Source organism: Rhabdonatronobacter sediminivivens, from assembly GCF_013415485.1.
Taxonomy (GTDB): Bacteria; Pseudomonadota; Alphaproteobacteria; order Rhodobacterales; family Rhodobacteraceae; genus Rhabdonatronobacter; species Rhabdonatronobacter sediminivivens.
This window is the reverse complement of the sequence record NZ_JACBXS010000008.1, coordinates 41,243-65,588: the sequence shown is the minus strand read 5'-3', so window position 1 is coordinate 65,588 and position 24,346 is coordinate 41,243. Positions and strand designations below refer to the sequence as shown.

The following is a 24,346-nucleotide window of genomic DNA, read 5'->3' as shown; positions in this document are numbered from 1 at the left end:
CCGTGCTTGGCCCCAGCGGGCATGTGGACAGCTTCACCCGCGACCGCCTGCCCGCGCCCGGTGACTGGCCTGACCTGCGGCTTGAGGGGTTCGACTATCCCGAGTGGCTGAATGCGGGCGTGGAATTGACCGACCGCATGGTGGAGCGCGGCTTCGGCGATCATACCGCGCTGATCGGCAACGGGCGGATGCGCACCTACAAGGAACTGACCGACTGGACCAACCGTATCGCCCATGCGCTGGTCAGTGACTATGGTGTGAGGCCCGGCAACCGGGTGCTGATCCGTTCGGCGAACAACCCGGCGATGGTGGCCGCCTGGCTGGCAGCGACCAAGGCGGGCGCGGTGGTGGTCAACACCATGCCCATGCTGCGCGCGGGCGAGTTGGGCCGGATCATGGACAAGGCGGAAGCCAGCCTGGCGCTGTGCGACACGCGGCTGATGGATGAAATGGTGCAGTGCGCCAAATCCTCGAACGTGCTGACCAAGGTGGTGGGCTTTGACGGCACCGCCAACCATGATGCGGAACTGGACCGCGCGGCGCTGTCCAAGCCCGTGCGGTTCGAGGCGGCGAAGACGGGGCGCGACGATGTGGCGCTGCTGGGTTTCACCAGCGGGACCACGGGCAACCCGAAGGCAACCATGCATTTCCACCGTGATCTGCTGATCATCGCCGACGGCTACGCCAGGGAAGTTCTGGGGGTGACGCCCCGGGATGTCTTCGTCGGCTCGCCGCCGCTGGCGTTCACCTTTGGTCTTGGTGGGTTGGCTGTGTTTCCCCTGCGGTTCGGGGCGGCGGCGTGCTTGCTGGAGAATGCCTCGCCGCCCAATCTGATTGATATCATCCAGCAATACCGCGCTACGGTCTGCTTCACCGCCCCCACGGCATATCGGGTGATGCTCAAGGCCATGGATGATGGCGCGGACCTTTCCTCGCTTCGGGCGGCTGTGAGCGCAGGCGAGACCCTGCCCGCGCCGATATACGAGGACTGGATCGCGCGCACGGGCAAGCCGATGCTGGACGGGATCGGCGCGACGGAGATGCTGCATATCTTCATCTCCAACCGGTTTGACGACCATCGCCCCGGCTGCACCGGACGGCCGGTGACCGGGTATGAGGCCAGGGTGGTGGATGCGGAGGGCAACGAAGTGCCGCGCGGGCAGGTGGGGCGGTTGGCGGTGCGCGGGCCGACCGGATGCCGTTATCTGGATGACCCGCGCCAGCATGACTACGTGGAGGATGGCTGGAACATCACCGGCGACAGTTTCGTGCAGGACGCAGAGGGTTACTTTCATTTCGCCGCGCGCAATGACGACATGATCGTGTCCTCGGGCTACAATATCGCGGCACCCGAGGTCGAGGCGGCATTGCTGGGGCATCCCGATGTGGTGGAATGTGCCGTGGTCAGCGCGCCGGATGCCGCGCGCGGTCAGATCGTCTGTGCCCATGTGGTGCTGGCCGAGGATGTGGCGCCTGATGCGGCAACGGTGGAGCGGTTGCAGGCCCATGTGAAGGCGGTGATCGCGCCCTACAAGTATCCGCGCCGCGTGCTGTTCTGCGGGGCGCTGCCCAAGACCGCCACGGGCAAGATCCAGCGTTTTCGCCTGCGCGACGGCATATGAGGCCGGGCGGGGACGGGGGGCAGCCCCCCGTCTGCCGTTCCGGCCGCCCCCCCCCGGAGTATTTTTGGCAAGATGAAGGATGGCAGGGATGCAAAGGGACTGGGATGAGGCCTATGCCAATATGGCGCATGTGCCGGGGTCCGAGGCGTTGCCCGATGCCTGGGCGGCGGCGGCGGCAGGGTATCGGGTGGGGCTGGGCGCTGCGTTCGAAGAGGCGCTGGAATATGGCGACGGGCCGAGGGCGACCTTCGATCTGGTGCATCCCGAAGGCGCTGCGCGGGGTCTGGCAGTGTTTGTCCATGGCGGGTACTGGATGAAGTTTGACAGGTCCTTCTGGACGCATCTGGCCGAGGGCGCCCGGGCGCGGGGGTGGGCGGTGGCGCTTCCCAGCTATCCGTTGGCACCCGACGCAACGCTTGCAGAGATGACGCGCGCCATGGGGGCGGCGATCGAAGCGGCGGCCGCGCGGATTTCCGGCCCCGTGCGGTTGGCGGGGCATTCGGCGGGCGGGCATCTGGTGACACGGATGATCTGTGCGGACACGCCGCTGGCGACGCCCGTGCGCGACCGGATCGAGCATGTGCTGTCGATCAGCGGGTTGCATGATCTGCGTCCGCTCCTGAAAACGCAGATGAATGCCACATTGCAGCTGGATCCGGCCATGGCCCGGGCCGAAAGTCCGGCGCTATGCGCGCCCTTCGGGCAACCGGATCTGTCAGTCTGGGTTGGTGCGGCGGAACGGCCCGAGTTCATTCGCCAGGCCCGGTTGATGGCCTTGATGTGGGAAGGTTTCGATGGCCGGGTGCGCCTGGAGATCGAGCCCGGCCAAAACCATTTCACCGTGATCGAAGCGCTGCGCCAGCCTCAAGCGCCCCTGACATGTGCCTTTGTGGGGTGAACGCTCCGGGGCGGGCTCATGCGCAAATGCCTCCGGTGGGCATTCGCGCCGGAAAGCACCCGCCCCAGGCGTGCGGAGCGGGCGCTTTGGCGGTCGCTGCGGATGCGGATGTCGCGCTGCGGCGGGTCAGAGATCGAAGCTGGCAAAAACGGGCGCGTGATCGGAAGGTTGCTGCCAGCCGCGCGCCGCGCGCAGAATGCGCGAGCCATGGGCGGCCGGCGCAATATCCGCGCTGGCCCAGATATGGTCCAGCCGTCGCCCCTTGTCCGCGGCATCCCAGTCGCGCGCGCGATAGGACCACCAGCTGTACAGCTGGCCTTCGGGGATATCCTGGCGCGTGACATCGACCCAGCCGCCGCTCTCCTGGGCGGCGCCCAGATGCTCGGTTTCGATCGGCGTATGGCTGACGATCTTCAAGAGTTGCTTGTGGTTCCAGACGTCATCCTCGCGCGGGGCGATGTTCAGATCGCCCACCAGGATCGCGCGCTCCGGGCGGGTGTCCGAGAATTCCTGTTGCATCTGCGTCAGGAAATCCAGCTTGTGGCCGAACTTCTCGTTCACCTCGCGGTCCGGCACATCGCCGCCCGCGGGGATATACATGTTGTGAATCAGCACGCCGTTTTCCAGCCGGGCCGCGACATGGCGCGCATCGCCCCGCCCGCACCAGTCGATATGGCCCGCATCTTCCAGCGGCAGCCGCGACAGGATGGCCACGCCGTTGTATCCTTTCTGACCGCGCGCAACCCAATGGCCATAGCCTGCCTGGGCAAACAGCTCGAACGGAATCTTGTCGACCGGGCTCTTGCATTCCTGCAGGCACAGGATATCGGGCGCTTCCTCGTGCAGCAGCCGGGTCACCAGCCCCGCCCGCAGGCGAACCGAATTGATGTTCCATGTGGCAATGGTGAGGGGCATCGGGCGCTCCTGTTGGGTGATGCGCCGTTCCTAGCCGCTGTTCACCGGCGCGAAAACCCTGTTTGGGCTGAAATCCGGCGCAAGCTGGCCCTTTCGCTTCCGACGCCCGGCCATACTGCATTTGGGCATGCTTGCCCGGAGGGTTTCATGTTCAGGAGTTTGCCGATGGTCGCCGCGCTTGTTCCTCCAGGTCGCCACGGCCTGTGGGCCGCGCGGCACGTCGGTTACGCCAGTCGCAACCTGAAAAAAACGCCCGGGCACAATGCCCGGGCAGTCCAACAGGGAGGAGGGGGTGCGTCTTGCCCCACGCACCAGGGGATTGCTGTCAACCGTTACGGATCAATCCGTTCTGACACTGTGTATTGCAGCCGAATCCGGCAACAATATGGCGATCAGGACACCAGCTTGTAGCCGCCCGATTCCGTGACCAGTATCCGGGCATTCGACGGATCCGGTTCGATCTTCTGGCGCAGTCGATAGATATGCGTCTCCAGCGTATGCGTGGTCACCCCGGCGTTGTAGCCCCAGACCTCGTGCAGCAGCACATCGCGCGGGACCACGCCTTCGGGGGCGCGATACAGGAATTTCAGGATATTGGTTTCCTTCTCGGTCAGGCGGATCTTGCGCTCGCCTTCGTCCAGCAGCAGCTTTTGCGCCGGGCGGAACTGATAGGGCCCCAACTGGAACACCGCGTTTTCAGACTGTTCATGCTGGCGCAACTGGGCGCGCAGCCGGGCCAGCAGGACCGGAAACTTGAACGGCTTTGTCACATAGTCATTCGCGCCTGAATCCAGCCCCAGAATGGTGTCGGCGTCCGAATCATGGCCCGTGAGCATGACGATGGGGCATTTCAGCCCGGACTTGCGCATGCGCTTGCACAATTCGCGCCCGTCGGTATCGGGCAGGCCCACATCCAGAATGGTCAGATCGAACTGCCCGGCCTTGACCTGTTCCATCGCTTCGGCGCCATTGGCGGCCTCGAAAACGTCGAAATCCTCGGTCATGACCAGTTGCTCGGACAGCGCCTCGCGCAGGTCGTCGTCGTCGTCCACCAGAAGAATACGGTTCACTTTCGGCATGATAAGACCTCCTGATACATTGCAAGGCACATGGGGACCGCACGAAGCCGTGCAAGAATTGTGACAGCATGTTCACCCGGACGTGTCCCCGGGCGCTGGAATGTTTCAATTCCCTGCCGGGCGCGTTACATGAGAAGCCATAGCAACAGGCCCCGCATGAGTCTTGACCCAACCCCGAGCGAATTCCTCAACCGCGCCCGCGCCGATCTGCGCATGGGGCTGCCCGTTGTGGTGCACCATGGCCCGCGCGCAGCCCTTGTCATCGCGGCCGAGGTTCTGACCCCTGCGCGCCTGGCCGATCTGCATGTGTTGGGGGGCAGCGCCCATCTGGCAATCACCGCGCACCGGGCCGCGACGCTGCGCGCCCGCGCCTATGACGGCGATCTGGCGCGTGTGCACCTGCCCCATGGGGTCAGCCCGCAATGGATTCGCGCCGTGGCCGACCCTGCCGATGACCTGCGCATGCCCATGAAGGGGCCGCTGATGACGGCCCGGGACGGCCCTGCCGACCTGCACCGCGGTGCCATTGCGCTGGCGAAATCGGCGCAACTGCTGCCCGCCGCGCTGGTGCTGCAGCATGAAGACGCCTGCGGCCTCGCCCGGCGCCATGGTCTCAGCCAGATCGCGCTCAGCGCCATCGAGGCCGCCCGCATCGATGGCGCACCCCTGCACCCGGTGATCCATGCGCGCCTGCCCATGGCCGCCGCCCAGGCCGGGCGCCTGCATGTCTTTCGCCCCGATGATGGTGGCGTCGAACATTACGCAATCGAGATCGGCCAGCCCGACCGCTCCGCCCCGGTGCTGGCGCGGCTGCATTCGGCCTGCTTCACCGGCGATGTGCTGGGCAGCCTCAAATGCGACTGCGGCGCCCAACTGCACGGCGCGCTGGCCCGCATGGGCGCCGAGGGCGCCGGCGTCCTGCTCTACCTGAACCAGGAGGGGCGCGGCATCGGCCTCGCCAACAAGATGCGCGCCTATTCCCTGCAGGATCAGGGCTTTGACACGGTCGAGGCCAACCACCGCCTGGGCTTTGACGATGATGAGCGCGATTTCCGCATCGGCGCCGCGCTCCTGCGCCGCATGGGGTTCACACGGGCGCGGCTGCTGACCAACAATCCCGGCAAGGTCGAGATGCTCTGCGCCAACGGGATCGAGGTGGTCGAACGCGTTCCCCTGCGCGTTGGCGAAACCGATGAAAACCGCGCCTATCTGGCCACCAAGGCCGCCAAATCGGGACATCTGCTGTGACCTGGAACCGCGCCCCGGTCTTCATCTTGCCAGAAATACTCCGGGGGGGAGTGCCCGGAACGGGCGCGGGGGGGCGACAGCCCCCTCAGACCCTGCTACCCGCGCCATACGAACGCATATGCCATGACCCCGAATGATCTGGTCGTCACCCGCTGGGGGTGCCGGTTCCTCGGCCGTCACTTCCCCTGCGCCATCGGTCGCGGTGGTATCCGCGCGCGCAAGCGCGAAGGCGATGGTGTGACACCTTCGGGTGCCCACGGGCTGGTGGGGCTGCTCTACCGCCCCGAGCGGATCGCGCGTCACGCCTTGCCGGATTGGGCGCTGCCTGTCGGCCCGCGCGACCTGTGGTCCGACGATCCGGCGCATGAGGATTACAACCTCATGGTCCGCGCCCCCTATCGCCACAGCCACGAAGCCCTGCGCCGCGCCGACCCGCTTTATGATCTGGTGCTGATCACCGACTACAACTGGCCCCGCGCCGAGCGTGGCGCCGGGTCCGCCATCTTCATTCACCTGTGGTGCGGCCCGCGCGTGCCCACAGCCGGCTGCGTGGCCTTTCGCCGCGACCACCTGCTGTGGATCGTCAACCGGATCGACTACGGGACCCGCCTTATCGTGCGCGGCTAGGTATGGACCCCTTGGCCTTTGGGGTTTTGTTCCTCATATAGGGCAAAACACGGCAATCACGGAACACGGCTATCAAAGGGTGCGACATGCTGGAACTTGGGGGCGGGGCGAAACCTGCGGACGATCTGATCATCGAGGGGACCGAGCGCGATTTCATGGCGCAGGTGGTCGAGGCCAGCCGCGAGGTGCCGGTGATCGTCGATTTTTGGGCGCCCTGGTGCGGTCCGTGCAAGACCCTTGGCCCCGCGCTGGAGGCCGAGGTCAAGGCCGCAGGCGGCAAGGTCCGCATGGTCAAGATCAATGTCGATGAAAACCAGGCCATTGCCGCGCAACTGCGCATCCAGTCCATCCCCACCGTATATGCCTTCTGGCAGGGGCAGCCCGCCGATGGTTTTCAGGGTGCCCAGCAGCCCAGCGAATTGAAGGCTTTCGTCAAGCGGATGGCCGATCTGGCCGGCGACGGTGGCCTTGGGGACGCCCTGGCGGCTGCCGAGGAAATGCTGGAACAGGGCGCCGCCGTGGATGCCGCCCAGGTCTTTGCCGCCGTTCTGGGGCAAGAGGCCGAGAATGCGGCCGCGCTGGGCGGTCTGGCCCGGGCCCATGTGAAGATGGGCGAACTGGACCAGGCCGAGGCGCTGGTGAACAATGCCCCCGCGTCCATTGCCGGGGCGCCGGAACTCGATGCCGCCCGCGCCCAGATCGCCCTGGCCCTGCAGGCCCAGAACGCTGGTCCGGTCGCAGACCTGCGTGCCCGGGTCGAGGCTGACGCCAATGACCATCAGGCCCGCTTTGACCTGGCGCAGGCGCTTCACGCCAATGGCGAAACCGCAGAGGCCGTTGAGGAATTGCTGGAACTGTTCCGCCGCGACCGCGAGTGGAATGACGGCGCCGCCAAGACGCAACTCTTCACCATCTTCGACGCCCTGAAACCCGGTGATCCCATAGCGGCACGGGGACGGCGAAAACTCAGCTCGATGATCTTTGCCTGATCCGCAGAGCGGGCTAGGTTGTCAGTCATGAAAAGCCCCAGGGAACTGCCCGACACAATTCCGATCTTTCCGCTGCCCGGGGCACTGTTGCTGCCGCGCGCGCGACTGCCCCTGCATATCTTCGAGCCGCGCTATCTGGCGATGATCGAGGATTGCATGAAGACGCAGGCGCGGCTGATCGGCATGATCCAGCCATGCGAAGGCCCCGAGGGGGCGCGTGACCGGCTGCACAGCATCGGCTGTGCCGGGCGGCTGACCGCGTTTTCGGAAACCGAGGATGGCCGCTACATGATCACGCTGAGCGGTGCATCGCGCTTCCGCCTGCTGCGCGAGGTGGAAGGCTTCACCCCGTATCGGCGCGCTCAGGTGGATTGGGCCGGGTTCGAGCGGGACCGCGACGGTGCCGAACGCGATGGCGGTTTTGACCGCGACAGGTTTCTGGACCTGCTGGGCCGGTATTTTGCCGCGCAGGAGCTTTCCACCGACTGGAGCAGCCTGCGCGAGGCGGGGGATGAATTGCTGATCAATTCGCTTTCGATGCTCTGCCCCTTCGCGCCCGAGGACAAGCAGGCCCTGCTGGAGGCACCATCCCTGGCCACCCGCCGCGAAACACTGGTCACATTGATGGAATTCGCCCTGCGCGGGGGAGAGGAGGACCGGCTGCAATGAGCACTGCGCCGGTTGAACCTTCGCGTCCGCCCATAAACCGTCAGATGCTTGAGGCGCTGGTCTGTCCGGTCACCCAGGGGAGGCTGAGCTACGATGCCGAGCGGCAGGAGCTGATCTCGAAGGCCGCTCACCTGGCCTTTCCCATCCGCAACGGGATCCCCATCATGCTGGTGGACGAAGCGCGCGAGATCGACTGATCCGCGCGCCGCCGCCAGGCCTGTCCTGCGCCGCCATGACATGTCATCTCAGACCGCCGAGCTGTGCCCCTCCCTGGACATGGCATAGGCGTCAAAAGCCGCTGCGATCATGCGCGTCAGCGGACGCCCGGCAAGGGGGATCTCCAGACCACCGGCGCCCCGCTTCAGGAATGGATCGAAATGCGCCACCGCGGGGCGATACATGGCCTCAAGCTGCGCCTGCGTGGCCCCATATCGCGTGATCAGTTCGGCATCATCGGTTGCAAAATCGCACATCAGCATTTCGATGATCCTGGCGCGCAGGATATCGTCCCCCTGGAACACATGGCCCCGGCTGGTGGCGAACTGCCCCTTGCGCACGGATTTCGTCCAGTCCGACGTGCCGGGCGCGTTCTGGGCATAGCCCTGCGGAAAGCGCGAGATCGAAGACGCGCCCAGCCCGATCAGCACCGGCGCGGTATCGTCGGTGTAGCCCTGGAAATTGCGCTTCAGCCTTCCCGCCTGCGCGGCCTGTGCCAGCCCGTCATGGGGCCGGGCGAAGTGGTCGATGCCGATTTCGTCATAGCCGTCCCAAAGGAACAGGCGCCGCGCGGTTTCATAGAGTCCCAGCCGCTCTTCCGGCCGGGGCAGGCTGTCCGAAGGGATCAACTGCTGGCGCCGTGCCATCCAGGGCACATGGGCATATCCGTAAAGCGCCACGCGGTCGGGGTTCAATGACAGAAGTTTCTGCACCGAGTCAGTCATCCGCACCGTGGTCTGGTCGGGCAAGCCATAGAGGATATCCGCGTTCAGGCTGCGAATCCCGCGGGCACGGATGGCCTCGGCGGCGGCGTGGGTGATCTCGAAGCTCTGATCGCGGCCAATGATCGCCTGAATTTCGGGGTCGAAATCCTGCACCCCGATCGAGGCGCGGTTCATCCCCGCCTCGGCGAGGGCATCAAGCCGCGCGTCGTCGATTTCGTTCGGATCGATCTCGACCGAAAATTCGGCGTTTTCGCCCAACGGAACGGTGGTCAGCACATGGGCGGCCAGATCGCGCATCTGCTCGGGCGGCAGTAGCGTCGGTGTGCCCCCGCCCCAGTGCAGCCGCGAAAGGGTCACGCCCTCGGGGAGAATCGCGCGCAGCAGATCCAGTTCGGCCTTCAGCGTCTCCACATAGGCCAGCACCGGCGCCAGCGAGCGTGTGCCCTGTGTCCGGCACGCGCAGAACCAGCACAATCTGCGGCAAAAAGGCACATGCAGATAGAGCGATATCTGGCTGCCGGGGGCGATTGCGCGCACCCAGTCGGCAAATTTGTCCGACCCCAGGCCCGGCTTGAACTGCGGGGCGGTCGGGTAGCTGGTGTACCGTGGCACACGCGCGTCGAATAAGCCCAGACGGGCGAGTTGTGTATCGCTTTTCATTTGCCTAATGTGTAACGCTAAATCCGAAGTTTCCTTGACACAGATCAATCGACATGAACCGCACAGTCTCCATCCCAAAGACCGGACCACAAAGTTGCGGCGACTGTCCCATCCGTCACCGCGCTGTCTGCGCCCGCTGCGACGATGAAGAACTCGTGCAGCTGGAAGAGATCAAGTTTTACCGCAGTTATCAGGCGGGGCAAGTGATTGCCTGGTCTGCCGACCGGATGGATTTCGTGGCCTCGGTTGTCACCGGGATCGCCACGCTGACCCAGACGATGGAAGACGGGCGCCGCCAGATGGTCGGCCTGCTGCTGCCCTCGGATTTCGTGGGCCGCCCCGGGCGAGAGACCGCGCCCTATGATGTCACCGCCACCACCGATGTGGTCATGTGCTGTTTCCGCAAGAAACCCTTCGAGGAGATGATGCTGCGCACCCCGCATATCGGGCAGCGGCTGCTGGAAATGACACTGGATGAACTGGACGCGGCGCGGGAATGGATGCTGCTTCTGGGGCGCAAGACCGCGCGGGAGAAGATAGCCAGCCTGCTGGCCATTCTGGCCCGGCGCGATGCGTCGCTGCAACTGCGCGAGCCTGAGGGCGTGATCAGCTTCGAACTGCCCCTGACCCGTGAGGCCATGTCCGAATATCTGGGTCTGACGCTGGAGACCGTCAGCCGCCAGATCTCGGCCCTGCGCAAGGACGGGATCATTGAAATCCGCGGCAAGCGCCAGATCACCGTGCCGGATTTCGACCGGCTGCTGGAGGAAACCGGCGATGACACGGACGGCGGGTTCCTGGTCTGAGCCCGGGGCAGTGCCCGTGTGACCCGCCTGCCGGGGTCCTGCAGGCGGGACGCGCGCCATAATGTGACTGCGCAACGGGTGTTCCTGGCTGACAGATGGCTGACAGACCGCGCCCGATCAGGTCAGCGTGCAGCCTTGGTGGGCTGTCTTGACGGCATTGCCTCGGCCAGTTGCGGCACAGTGGCGAATGCCTCGGGGCGGTCCGGTACAGGATAGGCCAGAAGGATCAGTGTTGGCGCTGTGGCTTTGAAATCCGGCGCGCGGCCCAGCGGCCGCAGGAAGCCCACCGGAATGCTGAGTGCAGCCATCCACCAGCGCCGCCGCGCCCATCTGGAGGCGCATTCAAGCGTCTGGCGCGTTGCATCGCTGCCATCGGCAGCGTATCCGCGCAGGAAGGCGCGTGCTTCGGCATAGACATCGCGCTGCAACTGGAACGCCGCGAAAAAGGTGTGAAAGACAAAATTGACCAGGTTCGTGCGCCCGTTGCTCTGCGGATCAAAGGCAGCGGGCGATTCCTCAAGGTCGATGAAACGGACCGTCTGCCCGTCCCAGCAGAAATCCTTGGCCTTTCCCCGCCCCAGCGCCAGCCCCTGGCCATGCAGCTTTGCCAGCGCGCGCCCGGCTTCGAAAAACGCGCGCACACCATCTTCTCCACGGTAATCGGGGGACAGGAACAGGTCATTCAGGGTCAGACCGCAGTCGGCAATGACCAGGTAATCGTCATCAAAGGCGACGACATCGGGTACCGGCACGCCCCGCGCGGCCAGTTCTTTCAGGTTCGCGCGCTCCCGACGCAGGGCTTCGGTGCCGCAGCCTTTGCGCAGGCGCTTCTTGACGGTTTCATGGCGTTCGCTTTGCTTCATCCAGTAGACATGTTTGCCCACGACCAGTTTGGTCACCCGCGCATCGGGGTGATTTTTCCGCACGTTCTGAACGCCTTGTTCCAGCTTCAGCGCGGATACGGTCAGGATTTCATCAACATGTCGCTTGGCCATTGGAAACTCATGCAAGGGAAAAACCGGCCTGTTTGTAACAGTTTGGTGTCGCGATGGGAATGCTGAAAACTTGATGTGCCGCCCGCAGAGGTGTATCGCGGCGCCTGAACGGCGATCCTGCAGATATCCTGTCCGGGGTGATGCAGTCGCATTATGGACAATGGAAGTGGTCATGGTTGCGCGCAATCTCTCTCTGAGTTTCCTGAAGGTGCGAATCCCACGGCTGCGCTGGGCACTGCGCAAGCTGTTCCAGGGCAACCCGCCGAAGGGTGATATCTACTATGGCGATATGGCCGCGCTCTATGATGCCGAGCGTGCGGGGTCCAAGCGCTGGCAGCGGGAACAGGCAGCGGTGGAGGCTTATCTGGAGCGCCTGCCGCGTGAGCTGTGTGTTCTGGATGTCCCCGTGGGGACGGGCCGATACTTGCCGCTCTACAAGGACCGCGGGCATCAGGCGACGGGGTTCGATGCCTCGCATGAGATGCTGGGCGAAACGCGCAAGCGGGCCGAGGAACTGGGTCTGGCGGTAACGCTTGATCACGGCGATGCAACGCAACTGCCCTACGCGGACGGGCAGTTCGATCTGGTGGTCAGCACGCGCTTCTTGCGCCATGTGCTGCCGTTTGGTCTGGCAAAGCAGTCGCTGGCCGAAATGGCGCGGGTGACGCGCGAACATGCGATCATCGAGATGGGCATTTCCACCCGGCCCACCGTCTGGCCCGCCGAGGGCAAGCCCATGCGCGACAGCCTGCATCTTGATGATCTGGTGGCCATGTTCAACACGGCAGGGTTCGAGGTGCTGGACGACACCACGACCAACAAGCAGGGACGCCGCGCGCAGCGCGAAGGGCGCCGCCGGGCCGTATTCCTGTTGCGCAAGCGGGCCTGAACACCGGGCCTGAACACCGGGCCTGAACACCGGGCCTGAACACCGGGCTTGAAGGACCGGGCGCGAAGCCGGGCGTGCGACACGCGCACGCCCGCAGGGTCAATGTGCCATGAAAACCGGGGTTTTCAGCTTTTCCAGCATGTCACGGGTGGCCCCGCCCAGGATCGCCTCGCGCAGGCGAGAGTGGCCATAGGCGCCCATCACCAGCAGATCGGCCTGCTGATCGTCCATGTGGCGCATCAGCGTGTCACTGACCGAGGGCATGGTCCTCGCCAGCACCGATACCTCGGCCCGGACGCCATGGCGTGACAGCATCTGCGTCAGCAATCCACCGGGGTCCGAGCGTTCCGGCCCATGGGTCGGCGGGTCGATGATGGCGATGCTGACGTGATCGGCGGCTTTGAGCAGCGGCAGTGACCGGCGCGCGGCGCGCAGGGCTTCGTTGCTCTGGTTCCAGGCCAGGACAATCCGGTCGAAGCTGTCAATCCGGTCCATCCCTTCGGGCAGCACCAACACCGCGGCCTGACCGTCGAACAGGGCGGATTCGATCATCGCCTCATCGTTGATGCCGCGCTGATTGCCATAGGGGCGCGGCATCAGCACCAGGTCCGAAAACCGCGCCTTCAGCCCCACAAAGGACGCCACGCCCCCCAGGGTCACCACCGCGCTGTCAGTGGACCAGCGGATATCGGCATTGCGCAACTGATCGCGGGCCTTGGCCTCCAGCGCCTCCGCCTCGGCGCGGGCCTGGTCCAGGGCTTCCTGATAGATCATGGCCGGGGCACCGGCGTAGAAGCCCGCGGCCTGGGTATTGTCCACCCCCAGACAGCAGACATCCAGATGCGCGTCATGCAGTCGCGCGAAGCTGACAGCGGCGTCAACCGCCGTGCGCATGCCCGGCTCGGCTGCAAAAAACATGGTCAGGGACTTGTAGGGCAAGGCCGTATCCTCCCGGTCTGGCTGGTGTTCCAAGGCTTCAGTCTAGACGAAACCGGCCATGTTGCGTTGATTTGGCGCAAGGTCTGGGCGCTATTCAACTTGACCTGAATCAAAGTGTCCAACACCCTTGTCATGCCAGAAGGCGACCGTGCGAGACAAGTTTTCGGCGCAGTGAATTGTGCCGGCACCAAAAAGGGACACACAACATGTGGGATTACGTTAAGCTGATCGTGCTTGGCGTGATCGTGGTTTTTGCCGCGATTGCAGCCAATTTCGCGCGCGATCTGGCCTATTTGGTCCACGCCATCATCATTTTCCTGACTGCAGCGGGCCTGTTCCTGTGGCAGATTCGCCGTGTCGGTGAACCTGCGCCGGTACACAATCCCAATGAATACATGGATGGCGTCGTGCGCGCGGGCGTCATTGCGACGGCATTCTGGGGCGTCATCGGGTTTGCCGCGGGCGTTTTCATTGCCGCGCAGCTGACCTGGCCGCAGCTGAATTTCGACTGGGCACAGGGCTATCTGAATTTTGGCCGGTTGCGCCCGCTGCATACCTCGGCGGTGATTTTCGCATTTGGGGGTAACGCGCTGATTGCAACGGCCTTCTATGTGGTGCAGCGGACCTCGGCGGCGCGGCTCTGGGGGGGGAATCTGGCCTGGTTCGTGTTCTGGGGCTATCAGCTCTTCATCGTGATGGCGGCAACGGGTTACGTGCTGGGCTCTACCCAGGGCAATGAATATGCCGAACCCGAATGGCTGACGGACCTGTGGCTGACCATCGTCTGGGTGGCGTTCCTGCTGGTCTTCATGGGCACGATCATCAATCGGCGTGAGCCGCATATCTACGTGGCCAACTGGTTCTACATGGCGTTCATCGTCACTGTGGCGATGCTGCATATCGTCAACAACGTGTCGATCCCGGTGTCGGTCTTCGGTTCGAAATCCGTGCCCCTGTGGTCCGGTGTGCAATCTGCCATGATCCAGTGGTGGTATGGCCACAACGCCGTGGGCTTCTTCCTGACCGCAGGCTTCCTGGGCATGATGTATTACTTCATCCCCAAGCAGGCCGAGCGTCCGGTCTACAGCTACAAGCTGTCGATCGTGCACTTCTGGGCGCTGATCTTCCTGTATATCTGGGCCGGTCCGCACCATCTGCATTACACCGCGCTGCCGGACTGGGCGCAGACGCTGGGTATGACCTTTTCCATCATGCTGTGGATGCCGTCCTGGGGCGGCATGATCAACGGGCTGATGACGCTCTCGGGCGCCTGGGACAAGCTGCGCACCGATCCGGTGATCCGGATGATGGTGGTCGCCGTGGGCTTCTACGGCATGGCCACCTTCGAAGGGCCGATGATGTCCATCAAGACCGTCAACGCGCTGAGCCATTACACCGACTGGACCGTCGGGCACGTGCATTCGGGCGCGCTGGGCTGGAACGGCATGATCACCTTCGGCGCGCTCTACTACCTGGTGCCGAAGTTGTGGCAGCGCGAAGGGCTGTATTCGCTGCGGCTGGTCAGCTGGCACTTCTGGCTCGCCACGCTGGGGATCGTGCTTTACGCGGCCTCGATGTGGGTGACCGGCATCATGGAGGGGCTGATGTGGCGCGAGGTTGATGCGCAGGGCTTCCTGGTGAACTCCTTCGCCGACACCGTGGCCGCCAAGTTCCCGATGTATGTGGTGCGCACGCTGGGCGGGCTGATGTTCCTGCTGGGGGCGATCATCATGTGCTACAACCTGTGGAAAACCGTCACCAGCACGGCCGAGCGCAAGCCGGCCACCGCTGCCGTGGCCGCTGAATAAGGAGGGCGTGATGAGCATTTTCAGACATCACAAGAAGATCGAGACGCACGCCACCCTGCTGCTGGTCCTCAGCTTCCTGGTGGTCACCATCGGGGGCATCGTGCAGATCGTGCCCTTGTTCTACCTGGAAAACACCATCGAGGAGGTGGAAGGCGTGCGCCCCTATTCGCCGCTGGAAATCGCCGGGCGCGAGATCTACCTGCGCGAGGGGTGCTACAACTGCCACAGCCAGATGATCCGCCCCATGCGGGACGAGGTGGAACGCTATGGCCACTACAGCCTGGCCGCCGAGTCCATGTATGACCATCCGTTCCAGTGGGGCTCCAAGCGGACGGGGCCGGATCTGGCGCGTCTGGGCGGGCGTTACAGCGATGACTGGCATGTCCAGCACATGATCGACCCGCAGTCGGTGGTGCCGGAATCGATCATGCCCAGCTATGGCTTCATGATGAACCGCACCCTGGGCACATCGGATGCCGAACATGTGCGCGACATCATGCGGGTCTATCGCGTGCTGGGCCATCCCTATGACGATGAGATGATGGACAACGCCGTCAGCGACTTCTTCGCCCAGGCGGACCTCGATGGTGACCCCGGTGTGGTGGACCGCTACCCCGGTGCGCAGCAGCGCAATTTCGACGGCCAGCCCCAGGTAACCGAGATGGACGCGATCATCGCCTATATGCAGATGCTGGGCACGCTGGTGGATTTCGAAACCTTCGTGCCTGCGGCCAGCCGCTGAGGAGGGCGTTATGGAAACCTATACATGGCTTCGGACATTTGCCGACAGCTGGCACCTTCTGTTCATGTTCCTGTTTTTCATCGGGGTGGTAGTGTTCATCTTCCGCCCCGGGTCCAGGAAGGTCCATGATGAGACCAGGAACATGATCTTTCGCAATGATGACAAGCCGGCACCCCCGGAGACGCCGCGCAGCGATGATCGCCGCGCAGAGAAAGAGGCCCGCTGATGGCTGACAATCCCAAGGAAAAGATTACCCCCGCTTCGCGTCAGTATCCGGACCCGCAGTCCAAGCTGAAGCAGGATCCGCCCACCACCGGGCACAGCTGGGACGGGATCGAGGAATACGACAATCCCATGCCCCGCTGGTGGGTCTGGATCTTCCTGATCACCGTGGTGTGGTCGGTCGGATACTGGATCGCCTATCCGGCCTGGCCGGGCATCCAGAGCGCGACCTCGGGGCTGCTGGGCTATTCCTCGCGCGCCAATGTCGCGGCCGAGATCGATGAGTTCGAGGCCCGCAACGAGACCTGGTTCGCCCAGTTGGTGGAAACCGATCTTGATGCCATCCGCGAGGACCCGGACCTGCATCGCTTCGCTGTCAACGCCGGTGCGTCGGTGTTTGCGGCCCAGTGTTCGCAGTGCCACGGCACCGGGGGCGCGGGTGTGCAGGCGGCAGGCTATCCGAACCTGCTCAATGACGCCTGGCTCTGGGGCGGAACGATGGAGGACATCACCACAACCGTCACCTGGGGCATCCGCAACGATGATTACCCTGAGGCACGCTGGTCGCAGATGCCCGCCTTCGGGGTCGACGGCCTGCTGGATGATCAGGAGATCACCGAGATCACTCATTACGTCCTGCGCATGTCCGGTCAGGACCATGACGAGGCCTTGGCCGATGCCGGGGCCGAGGAGTATGAGTGGAACTGTGCCTCATGCCACGGCGACGGCGGTGAGGGAGATTACGAACTCGGTGCCCCGGCGCTGAACAACCAGGTCTGGTTCTATGGCGGCAGCGAAGAGGCTATTCGCCACAGCATTTACTACAGCCGCTTCGGGGTGATGCCGGGCTTCGAAACCCGCCTGCGCGAGGCTGAAATCCGCGCCGTGGCGGCCTATGTGCACCAGCTTGGCGGCGGCCAGTAATCCGGCCTGCGCCTGACCTTGTGGTGACCGGCCCCCGTTGGGGGCCGGTTTTTTCATGCGTTCTTCGGCTCCGCCGGTTTGCGGCTCAGCGGGGGCTGCTGCGCCGTGGGGCGCTGAGGTTCCCGGCGCGTGGCCAGGGCAAGGCTGTCTGCAAGAACTGCTAACATGGTTTTCTCCTGTTCCTTCGGGGGCGTTGGTGGTACGCCATGAATAGCAGCCATGCATGCGGGGCCCCAGTCAGGAAGATTTCAGAAATGAAAGCCAGGCTTACATGATTGACTGGCGCAACATGCCGCCACTTTCGGCACTGCGCGCCTTTTCCGCCTGGGCCGAAACCGGCTCCGTGGCGCAGGCCGGGGCGCGGATCGGTGTCACCCATGCCGCGATCAGCCAGCAGATCCGCGCGCTGGAGGAACGGCTGGGCGTGGCGCTGGTGTCGCGCCATGGGCGTGCGCTGGAACTCACCGCCGATGGTCATCGCCTGGCAGATGCCCTGCGCGAGGGGTTCGGCGCCATCCACTCCGCGGTGGCCGAACTGGGCCAGGCCGATGCGCTGCGTCCGCTGCAGATCACCACCACGCCCATGTTCGCCTCGGGCTGGCTGGTGCCGCGTCTGGGCAGCTTCCGCGTTCAGCACCCTGGTATCGACCTGGTCATCGACCCCACGCCCAAAGTGCGGCGGTTGGAGCCGGGGGGCTTCGATCTGGCCGTGCGCCATGGCACCGGCTCCTGGCCGGGGCTGGAGGCCGAGCTGCTGCTGCCCTCGCCACTGGTGGTGGTGGGGGCGCCGGGACTGATCGCCGCGCGGCGCGCGGGCGATCTGGCGGCGCTGGCGGATTTGCCCTGGCTGACCGAGCTGGAAACCAGCGAGGCCACGCGTTTTCTGGCCAGAAACGGCGTGACCCGGGCGCAGGGCATCGGGTTGACCCATCTGCCGGGCAACATGATGCTGGATGCGGCCCGCGCAGGGCAGGGGCTGGCGGTGGCCGCCCATGCCTTTGTCACGGCCGATATCGCCTGCGGCCTGTTGCAGGAGATGTATCGTGACCCTGCCCCCACGGGCTATTACCTGCTGACCCGCCCCGGAGTGCAGCGCCCGCCCCTGCGGGCCTTTCTGCGCTGGGCGCTGCGGCAGGTCGCCGCAGATCAGGCGGCCTTTCCGCCCGTTTGATGCAGGTCAAGGCGCCCTGCACCGAAAGAGCGCATGAAGGGGCACGCCCTGTTCGCAGGGCTGCACCGGTTCCCTTTCCTGTTCGCGCGTTTTGGGGGGCCGGTGCTTTTTCATGCGCAGGGCAGGCGTACCCTGCGCGCAGGGGTCGCAGGCGAAGATGCACCGTGAATGTCTATTTTTGACTCAGGTCAAAGTTGAGGCCATTCTGGCATGAAACAAGGACTGACCCCGCGCCACCAACCGGAGAATGCGCCGTGAGTTCCGAAGAAACGTCCCAATCCCTCTATGCCGCGCGCGAGCCGATCTTTCCGCGCCGGGTGAAGGGGTCATTCCGCACCATGAAATGGTGGCTGCTGGCGCTCATGCTGGGGATCTACTACGTCACGCCGTGGATCCGCTGGGACCGGGGGCCGAACCTGCCGGACCAGGCAGTGCTGCTGGATCTGGGCAACCGGCGCTTCTTCTTCTTCATGGTCGAGATCTGGCCGCATGAATTCTATTTCGTCGCCGGGCTGCTGATCATGGCGGGGATCGGGCTGTTTCTGTTCACCTCGGCGCTGGGGCGGGTGTGGTGCGGCTACGCCTGCCCGCAGACCGTCTGGACCGACCTGTTCATCCAGGTCGAACGCTGGATCGAGGGCGACCGCAACGCCCGGCTGCGTCTGCACCGCCAGCGCTGGACAGGCGAGAAGATCGGCAAATACAGCCTGAAATGGACGGTCTGGTTCCTGATCGCCATGGCCACGGGCGGGGCCTGGGTGTTCTATTTCGCCGATGCGCCGACATTGTTCGTGGAGCTGTTCACCGGGCAGGCGCATCCGGTGGCCTATATCACGGTGCTGATCCTGACCATGACCACCTTCCTGTTCGGCGGCTTTTTCCGCGAACAGGTCTGCATCTATGGCTGCCCCTGGCCGCGCATCCAGGCCGCGATGATGGATGAGGACACCATCACCATCGGCTACCGCGACTGGCGCGGTGAACCGCGCGGCAAGCTGAAGAAGGGGCAGGCGGCGCCATCGCAAGGCGATTGCATCGACTGCATGGCCTGCGTCAATGTCTGCCCCATGGGGATTGATATCCGCGATGGTCAACAACTGGCCTGCATCACCTGCGGGCTGTGCATTGATGCCTGTGACGATGTCATGGACCGGATCGGCAAGCCGCGCGGGCTGATAGGCTATCTGGCCCTGTCCGATGAAATCCGCGAGCGCGGCGGCGAGACGCCGAAATCCGTCTGGAGCCATGTGTTCCGCCCGCGCACGATCCTTTACACCGTGCTTTGGGCCGGGATCGGCCTGGCGCTCATCGTGGCGCTGTTCCTGCGGTCGGATATCGACATGAGCGTCTCGCCCATTCGCAATCCCACCCATGTGGTGCTCTCTGATGGTGCCGTGCGCAACGCCTATGACGTGCGGCTGCGCAACATGCATGGAGAGCCGCGCCCCTTCATACTGTCCCACACCGGCGCCGAGGGGATCACCCTGGCGCTGGAAGGGCAGCCCGGTCTGGTGGTCATGGTGCCCGCCGATGAACAGCTGTCACAGCGGGTCTACCTGACCGCCCGCCCCGACAGCCCCGCCGCCGTCGGGCACCAGACACCGGTGCGGATCTGGGCCTCGATCGACGGCGAGGCAGAGCGCATCTATGCCGACACAATCTTCAACGGGAGAAACCAATGACCGATCGCAGTGCGGGGCGGGGCAAGCCACTGACAGGGCGCAAGGTGCTGATGATCGCCGTGGGGGCCTTTGCCGTGATCCTGACGGCCAATCTGACCCTTGCGGTGCGCGCGGTGCAGAGCTTTCCGGGGCTTGAGGTGGACAATTCCTTTGTCGCCAGCCAGAATTTCAACGAGGAACTGGCCGCGCAGTTGGCCCTGGGCTGGGATGTGCGGGCGCGGGTAGAGGACGGGCTGCTGACGATCGCCTTCGCGGATGCCGACGGGGGTGCGGTTGATGTGGCCTCGATGCAGGCCGTGGTGGGGCGCGCCACACATGTCCAGGATGATTTTGTGCCTGAATTCAGCTACTACAGTGGCACGTTTACTGCGCCGGTGGATATCCGCCCCGGCAACTGGAACATCCGCCTTGTGGCCCATGCCCCCGACGGGACCGAGTTCCGCCAGCGGGTCATCCTGCATGTGACTGGCTAGGGGGCCGCACAAATGAATGCCCGGGTCCAGCCTTCGGTTTCGGCCTGTCCTGCCTGCGCGGCAGCCCCTTCGGCTGCCGATCTGGCGGAACGTGCAGCACCTGCGGGCGCGCGGCTGCTGCTGTCGGTGCCCGCGGTCCATTGCGCCGGCTGCATTTCCAGCATCGAGCGTGACCTGCACCGCATGGAAGGGGTGCGCTCGGCCCGGCTGAACCTGACGCTGAAGCGTCTGAGCGTCGATGCTGCGCCCGAGATTGACGCGCAGGCCGTCATCGACCGGCTGGACCGGCTGGGCTATGAGGCGCATGAGCTGGACCCCGGCACCCTGTCGATGACCGAGACCGACAAGCAGGGGCGTGACCTGCTGATGCGTCTGGGTGTGGCCGGTTTTGCCATGATGAACATCATGCTGTTGTCGGTGGCCGTCTGGGCCGGGGCGTCGGATGCCACGCGGGATATGTTTCATCTGATCTCGGCCATGATCGCCATTCCCACGGTGGCGTTTTCCGGGCAGCCCTTCTTTCGCAATGCGCTGGCCGGGCTGCGGGCGGGGCGGCTGGGCATGGATGCGCCGATTTCTCTGGCAATCGTGTTGACGGTGGTGATCTCGCTCTTTGAGACGCTGCATTCGGGGCAGCACGCGTATTTCGAAGCCTCGGTCATGCTGACCTTTTTCCTGCTGGCGGGGCGGTATCTGGATTTCCGCGCCCGCGCGGTGGCGCGGTCCGCCGCGCAGGAACTGGCCGCGCTGGAAGTGCCCCGCGCCATCCGGCTGGAGGGCGGGGCCGAGGTCCCGGTCTCGGTCGCCGATCTGGCGCAGGGGGATCTGGTGCTGGTGCGCCCGGGCGGCCGGATGCCCGTGGATGGAGAGATCGTTGCCGGCCGGTCCGAACTGGACCGCGCGCTGCTGACCGGCGAGACCCTGCCCGTGGTTGCGGCCCCTGGCGCGCAGGTCAGCACCGGCGAAGTCAACCTGACCGGCCCGCTGACCGTGCGGGTCACGGCGGCGGGGCGGGACAGCTCGTTGCACCGCATGGCTGATCTGGTCGCCGCCGCCGAATCGGCGCGCAACCGCTATACCACGCTGGCGGACCGTGCCGCGCGCGCCTATGCGCCAACGATCCCGCTGCTGTCGCTGGGCGCGTTTGTCGCCTGGATGTGGATTTCAGGTGGTGATCTGCGGCTCTCGGTCAATATCGCGGTGGCAACGTTGATCATCACCTGCCCCTGCGCGCTGGGCCTTGCCGTGCCGGCGGTTGTCACGGCTGCCAGCGGACGGCTGTTTCGAAAGGGACTGCTGATCAAGGACGGCACCGCGCTGGAACGGCTGGCCGAGGTTGATACGGTGGTGTTTGACAAGACCGGCACCCTGACCATGGGCATGCCGGTGCCCGACAATCTGGACGACCATCCGACGCGGGCGTTGTCGGTGGCGCTGGCCTTGGCCGAAGGGTCCGGCCACCCGCTGGCGCGCGCCCTTGCCAAGGCACTGCGCGATCGTGGTCTGGACCCGGCGGTTGTGGAGGAACTGCGTGAAGCGCCGGGTTATGGTGTGCAGGGCATCTGGCAGGGGGAACCGGTCAAGCTGGGCCGCGCGGGCTGGGTCGGGGCAACCCATGCCGCGACCACCGGCGCCTATCTGTGCATCGGCGATGCCACGCACAGCTTCACCTTCACCGATGCGCTCCGCCCCGGCGCCGAGGAGGTGGTGCAGGCGCTGAAGGCACAGGGCAAGGATGTCTGGCTGATTTCGGGCGATGTGGCGCCGGCGGTCGAGGCCATGGCCCGGCGGCTGGGCATCCCGCAGTGGCAGGCCGGTGCGCTTCCGCAGGAAAAGGCCGCAAGGATCGCCGCGTTGCAGGAGGCAGGGCACAAGGTGCTGATGGTCGGCGACGGGCTCAATGACACTGTGGCGCTCTCGGCGGCGCATGTGTCGATCTCGCCGGCCACGGCGCTGGATGCAGCCCGCGCGGCTTCGGACATGGTCCTGCTGGGCCGCGACATCGGACCGATTGCCGACGCGCTGCGCACGGCCCGAAGCTCGGTCCGCCGTATCCGCGAGAATTTCTGGCAGTCCGGGATCTATAATGCCGTGTTTGTGCCGGTGGCGCTTCTGGGGTATTGCACACCGCTATGGGCGGCCGTGGTGATGTCGCTGTCGTCGATCACCGTATCGCTGAATGCGCTGCGGCTGAAATGACCTCCTTGGCGGCCCTGGGGCGGGGACGTGCGAAAACGGAGTGAATGCAATGGAAGTGCTGGCAATCCTGATCCCGGTGTCGCTGTTTCTGGGGTTGCTGGGGCTGGGGGCGTTCTACTGGACACTCAAGCGCGGCATGTACGATGACCCCGAAGGCGACAGCCGCCGTATCCTGAACCCCGAATTTGACGACGCGCCCAAGCCTGTGGAGAAGGACAAGCCCTGAGTGGCTGACGGCGCCACTCCCCCCGGAACGGGAGGCTCCCGCCCGTCTTCGCCACGCGCAAGCGCGCGGCTCATCCCGTTGGGCGTGGCGGCCGCGCGCGCAGGGCGCGCGCGGCCGGGCCCAACGCCTGGGGCGCTGCAAGGAACTTGCAGGGTGCCAGGGGGCGGGAGCCCCCCTTTCCCGGCAGTGCCTGCGTTTCAGTAGCTGTATTCGGCGTAGATGCGGCTCAGGTCGCCGTTCCAGTCGCCGTGGTAGCGGGCGAGCAACTCATCCGCCGGGGTCTGGCCGGTTTCCAGGCTTTCTTTCAGCGCGTTGAGGAAATGCGTTTCATCGGGCAGCAACCCGCCTGCGCCGGGGCGTGCGCGGGATTTCAGCCCGGTTTCGGCGATCGCCACCACCTCGCGTGCAAGATCATGCATCCGGATATTGCCGACCTGCGCCTGCAGCCCGTCCACGCTGGCGGCAACGCGCAGCGCTTCGCGGGTGTCGGCGTCCCAGCCGCGGGCCAGATCCCAGGCGGCGTCCAGTGCGCCCTGGTCATAGGTCAGCCCGACCCAGAGCGCGGGCAGCGCGCAGAGCCGCCGCCACGGCCCGCCATCGGCGCCACGCATTTCGATGAAGCGTTTCAGCCGGGCCTCGGGGAAGATGGTGGTCAGGTGGTCGGCCCAGTCGCTGAGGGTGGGTTTCTCGCCCGGGAGCGCCGGAAGCTTGCCGGCCATGAAATCGCGGAAGCTCTGTCCCAGCGCGTCGATATAGCGGCCATCGCGATAGACGAAATACATCGGCACATCGAGCGCATAGTCCACCCAGGCCTCGAACCCGAAGCCGTCGTCGAACACGAAGGGCAACATGCCCGTGCGCGCCGGGTCCAGGTCGCGCCAGATGCGCGCGCGCCAGGATTTGTGCCCGTTGGGCTTGCCTTCGAAGAAGGGCGAGTTGGCAAACAGGGCCGTGGCCACCGGCTGCAACGCCAGCGCCACGCGCAGTTTCTGCACCATGTCCGCTTCCGAGCCGAAATCCAGGTTCACCTGCACGGTGCAGGTGCGATACATCATCTGCGTGCCATGGGTGCCGACCCGGTCCATATATCCGGTCATCAGCGCGTAGCGGCCTTTTGGCATCACGGGCATGTCGTCATGGGACCAGAACGGCGCGGCGCCCAGGCCGATGAACCCGGCACCGATGGTATCGGCGACTTCCTTGACCTCGCGCAGGTGGTCGTTCACCTCGTCGCAGGTCTGGTGGATGGTTTCCAGCGGCGCGCCGGAAAGCTCGAACTGCCCGCCGGGCTCCAGGCTGATATTGGCGCCGTCCTTCTCCAGCCCGATGATGTGGTCGCCTTCGCTGACCGGGCGCCAGCCGAAGCGGTCACGCATCCCCTCCAGCATCGCCCGGATCGAGCGGGGGCCGTCATAGGGCAGGGGGCGCAGCGTATCCTTGCAATAGCCGAATTTCTCATGCTCGGTGCCGATGCGCCAGTCTTCCTTAGTCTTGCAGCCCGCTTCCAGATAGGTGGCCAGCTCTGCCTTGGACTCGATCGGCGCTCCGCCGCCGGATTGGGGGATGGACATGGCGTTGGGCTCCGATCTTGCTTGTCTGCGGGGCGACACTTGGTCCGGGGC

At 65.0% G+C, this 24,346-nt stretch carries 24 protein-coding genes; 18 read left to right on the top strand and 6 right to left on the bottom strand.

Annotated elements, in window-relative coordinates:
* Positions 1-2 precede the first annotated feature (2 nt).
* Both HUK65_RS05600 and HUK65_RS05595 read left to right on the top strand, forming a co-directional pair.
* Positions 3-1,622: an AMP-binding protein gene (locus tag HUK65_RS05600; RefSeq protein WP_179905231.1), complete on the top strand. Its 1,620-nt coding sequence runs from the start codon at positions 3-5 to the stop codon at positions 1,620-1,622.
* An 88-nt stretch (positions 1,623-1,710) separates the two neighbouring features.
* The gene (locus tag HUK65_RS05595) at positions 1,711-2,520 is read left to right on the top strand and encodes an alpha/beta hydrolase (RefSeq protein ID WP_235441786.1); all 810 of its coding nucleotides are present in this window, start codon (positions 1,711-1,713) and stop codon (positions 2,518-2,520) included.
* A gap of 126 nt (positions 2,521-2,646) precedes the next feature.
* Here HUK65_RS05595 and HUK65_RS05590 read toward each other — a convergent pair whose 3' ends face one another.
* On the bottom strand, positions 2,647-3,435 hold the full coding sequence (locus HUK65_RS05590; RefSeq protein WP_179905157.1) for an exodeoxyribonuclease III: 789 nt from the start codon (positions 3,433-3,435) through the stop codon (positions 2,647-2,649).
* A gap of 392 nt (positions 3,436-3,827) precedes the next feature.
* A complete protein-coding gene (locus HUK65_RS05585) occupies positions 3,828-4,514 on the bottom strand; it encodes a response regulator transcription factor (RefSeq protein ID WP_179905156.1) in 687 nt (228 codons plus the stop codon).
* 156 nt (positions 4,515-4,670) lie between these two features.
* On the opposite strand from HUK65_RS05585, the gene ribA reads away from it, so the two are divergent.
* From ribA to HUK65_RS05560, 5 genes are all read left to right on the top strand, one after another.
* Entirely contained in the window at positions 4,671-5,762 is a 1,092-nt protein-coding gene (gene ribA, locus HUK65_RS05580) for a GTP cyclohydrolase II (protein WP_179905155.1), read from the top strand.
* A 123-nt stretch (positions 5,763-5,885) separates the two neighbouring features.
* A complete protein-coding gene (locus tag HUK65_RS05575) occupies positions 5,886-6,389 on the top strand; it encodes a L,D-transpeptidase family protein (RefSeq protein ID WP_179905154.1) in 504 nt (167 codons plus the stop codon).
* A gap of 86 nt (positions 6,390-6,475) precedes the next feature.
* Positions 6,476-7,378 carry a thioredoxin gene (trxA, locus tag HUK65_RS05570; protein WP_179905153.1) on the top strand — a complete coding sequence of 301 codons (903 nt, stop codon included), beginning with the start codon at positions 6,476-6,478 and terminating at the stop codon, positions 7,376-7,378.
* 27 nt (positions 7,379-7,405) lie between these two features.
* Complete coding sequence (locus tag HUK65_RS05565; RefSeq protein ID WP_179905152.1) at positions 7,406-8,047, top strand: LON peptidase substrate-binding domain-containing protein; 642 nt, start codon at positions 7,406-7,408, stop codon at positions 8,045-8,047.
* Positions 8,044-8,244, top strand: coding sequence for a Trm112 family protein (locus tag HUK65_RS05560; RefSeq protein WP_179905151.1), 201 nt, complete (start codon positions 8,044-8,046; stop codon positions 8,242-8,244). The genes HUK65_RS05565 and HUK65_RS05560 overlap by 4 nt, the downstream gene beginning before the upstream one ends.
* Positions 8,245-8,292: 48 nt before the next feature.
* Here HUK65_RS05560 and hemN read toward each other — a convergent pair whose 3' ends face one another.
* Entirely contained in the window at positions 8,293-9,648 is a 1,356-nt protein-coding gene (hemN, locus tag HUK65_RS05555) for an oxygen-independent coproporphyrinogen III oxidase (RefSeq protein ID WP_179905150.1), read from the bottom strand.
* 53 nt (positions 9,649-9,701) lie between these two features.
* Between hemN and fnrL the strand changes: the two genes are divergently transcribed.
* Positions 9,702-10,454 carry a transcriptional regulator FnrL gene (fnrL, locus tag HUK65_RS05550; RefSeq protein ID WP_179905149.1) on the top strand — a complete coding sequence of 251 codons (753 nt, stop codon included), beginning with the start codon at positions 9,702-9,704 and terminating at the stop codon, positions 10,452-10,454.
* Positions 10,455-10,576: 122 nt separating this feature from the next.
* On the opposite strand, the gene HUK65_RS05545 is transcribed toward fnrL, so the two are convergent.
* The gene (locus HUK65_RS05545; RefSeq protein WP_179905148.1) at positions 10,577-11,449 is read right to left on the bottom strand and encodes a BUD32 family EKC/KEOPS complex subunit; all 873 of its coding nucleotides are present in this window, start codon (positions 11,447-11,449) and stop codon (positions 10,577-10,579) included.
* A 172-nt stretch (positions 11,450-11,621) separates the two neighbouring features.
* Here HUK65_RS05545 and HUK65_RS05540 point away from each other — a divergent pair, with 172 nt between their 5' ends.
* Entirely contained in the window at positions 11,622-12,338 is a 717-nt protein-coding gene (locus HUK65_RS05540) for a class I SAM-dependent methyltransferase (RefSeq protein ID WP_179905147.1), read from the top strand.
* A 99-nt stretch (positions 12,339-12,437) separates the two neighbouring features.
* Here HUK65_RS05540 and HUK65_RS05535 read toward each other — a convergent pair whose 3' ends face one another.
* Positions 12,438-13,277, bottom strand: coding sequence for a universal stress protein (locus tag HUK65_RS05535; RefSeq protein ID WP_327787037.1), 840 nt, complete (start codon positions 13,275-13,277; stop codon positions 12,438-12,440).
* A gap of 206 nt (positions 13,278-13,483) precedes the next feature.
* On the opposite strand from HUK65_RS05535, the gene ccoN reads away from it, so the two are divergent.
* The 9 genes from ccoN to ccoS all read left to right on the top strand — a co-directional run bounded on the left by ccoN (position 13,484) and on the right by ccoS (position 22,724).
* Positions 13,484-15,085 carry a cytochrome-c oxidase, cbb3-type subunit I gene (ccoN, locus tag HUK65_RS05530; RefSeq protein WP_179905146.1) on the top strand — a complete coding sequence of 534 codons (1,602 nt, stop codon included), beginning with the start codon at positions 13,484-13,486 and terminating at the stop codon, positions 15,083-15,085.
* Between the two features lie 10 nt (positions 15,086-15,095).
* The gene (gene ccoO / locus HUK65_RS05525) at positions 15,096-15,827 is read left to right on the top strand and encodes a cytochrome-c oxidase, cbb3-type subunit II (protein ID WP_179905145.1); all 732 of its coding nucleotides are present in this window, start codon (positions 15,096-15,098) and stop codon (positions 15,825-15,827) included.
* A gap of 10 nt (positions 15,828-15,837) precedes the next feature.
* On the top strand, positions 15,838-16,053 hold the full coding sequence (locus HUK65_RS05520) for a cbb3-type cytochrome c oxidase subunit 3 (RefSeq protein WP_179905144.1): 216 nt from the start codon (positions 15,838-15,840) through the stop codon (positions 16,051-16,053).
* A complete protein-coding gene (gene ccoP, locus HUK65_RS05515; RefSeq protein WP_179905143.1) occupies positions 16,053-16,973 on the top strand; it encodes a cytochrome-c oxidase, cbb3-type subunit III in 921 nt (306 codons plus the stop codon). Before HUK65_RS05520 ends, ccoP begins: the two co-directional genes overlap by 1 nt.
* Positions 16,974-17,244: 271 nt before the next feature.
* Entirely contained in the window at positions 17,245-18,144 is a 900-nt protein-coding gene (locus HUK65_RS05510; protein ID WP_235441785.1) for a LysR family transcriptional regulator, read from the top strand.
* Between the two features lie 254 nt (positions 18,145-18,398).
* Positions 18,399-19,826: a cytochrome c oxidase accessory protein CcoG gene (gene ccoG / locus HUK65_RS05505; protein ID WP_327787036.1), complete on the top strand. Its 1,428-nt coding sequence runs from the start codon at positions 18,399-18,401 to the stop codon at positions 19,824-19,826.
* Complete coding sequence (locus HUK65_RS05500) at positions 19,823-20,299, top strand: FixH family protein (protein ID WP_179905142.1); 477 nt, start codon at positions 19,823-19,825, stop codon at positions 20,297-20,299. Before ccoG ends, HUK65_RS05500 begins: the two co-directional genes overlap by 4 nt.
* Before the next feature lie 12 nt (positions 20,300-20,311).
* Positions 20,312-22,498, top strand: coding sequence for a heavy metal translocating P-type ATPase (locus HUK65_RS05495; RefSeq protein ID WP_179905141.1), 2,187 nt, complete (start codon positions 20,312-20,314; stop codon positions 22,496-22,498).
* Between the two features lie 49 nt (positions 22,499-22,547).
* Complete coding sequence (ccoS, locus tag HUK65_RS05490) at positions 22,548-22,724, top strand: cbb3-type cytochrome oxidase assembly protein CcoS (RefSeq protein ID WP_179905140.1); 177 nt, start codon at positions 22,548-22,550, stop codon at positions 22,722-22,724.
* Positions 22,725-22,921: 197 nt separating this feature from the next.
* Here the strand turns inward: ccoS and HUK65_RS05485 are convergent, their stop codons facing one another.
* Positions 22,922-24,295 (bottom strand): glutamate--cysteine ligase, encoded by a 1,374-nt coding sequence (locus tag HUK65_RS05485; RefSeq protein ID WP_179905139.1) that lies wholly within the window; start codon positions 24,293-24,295, stop codon positions 22,922-22,924.
* Positions 24,296-24,346: the final 51 nt, after the last annotated feature.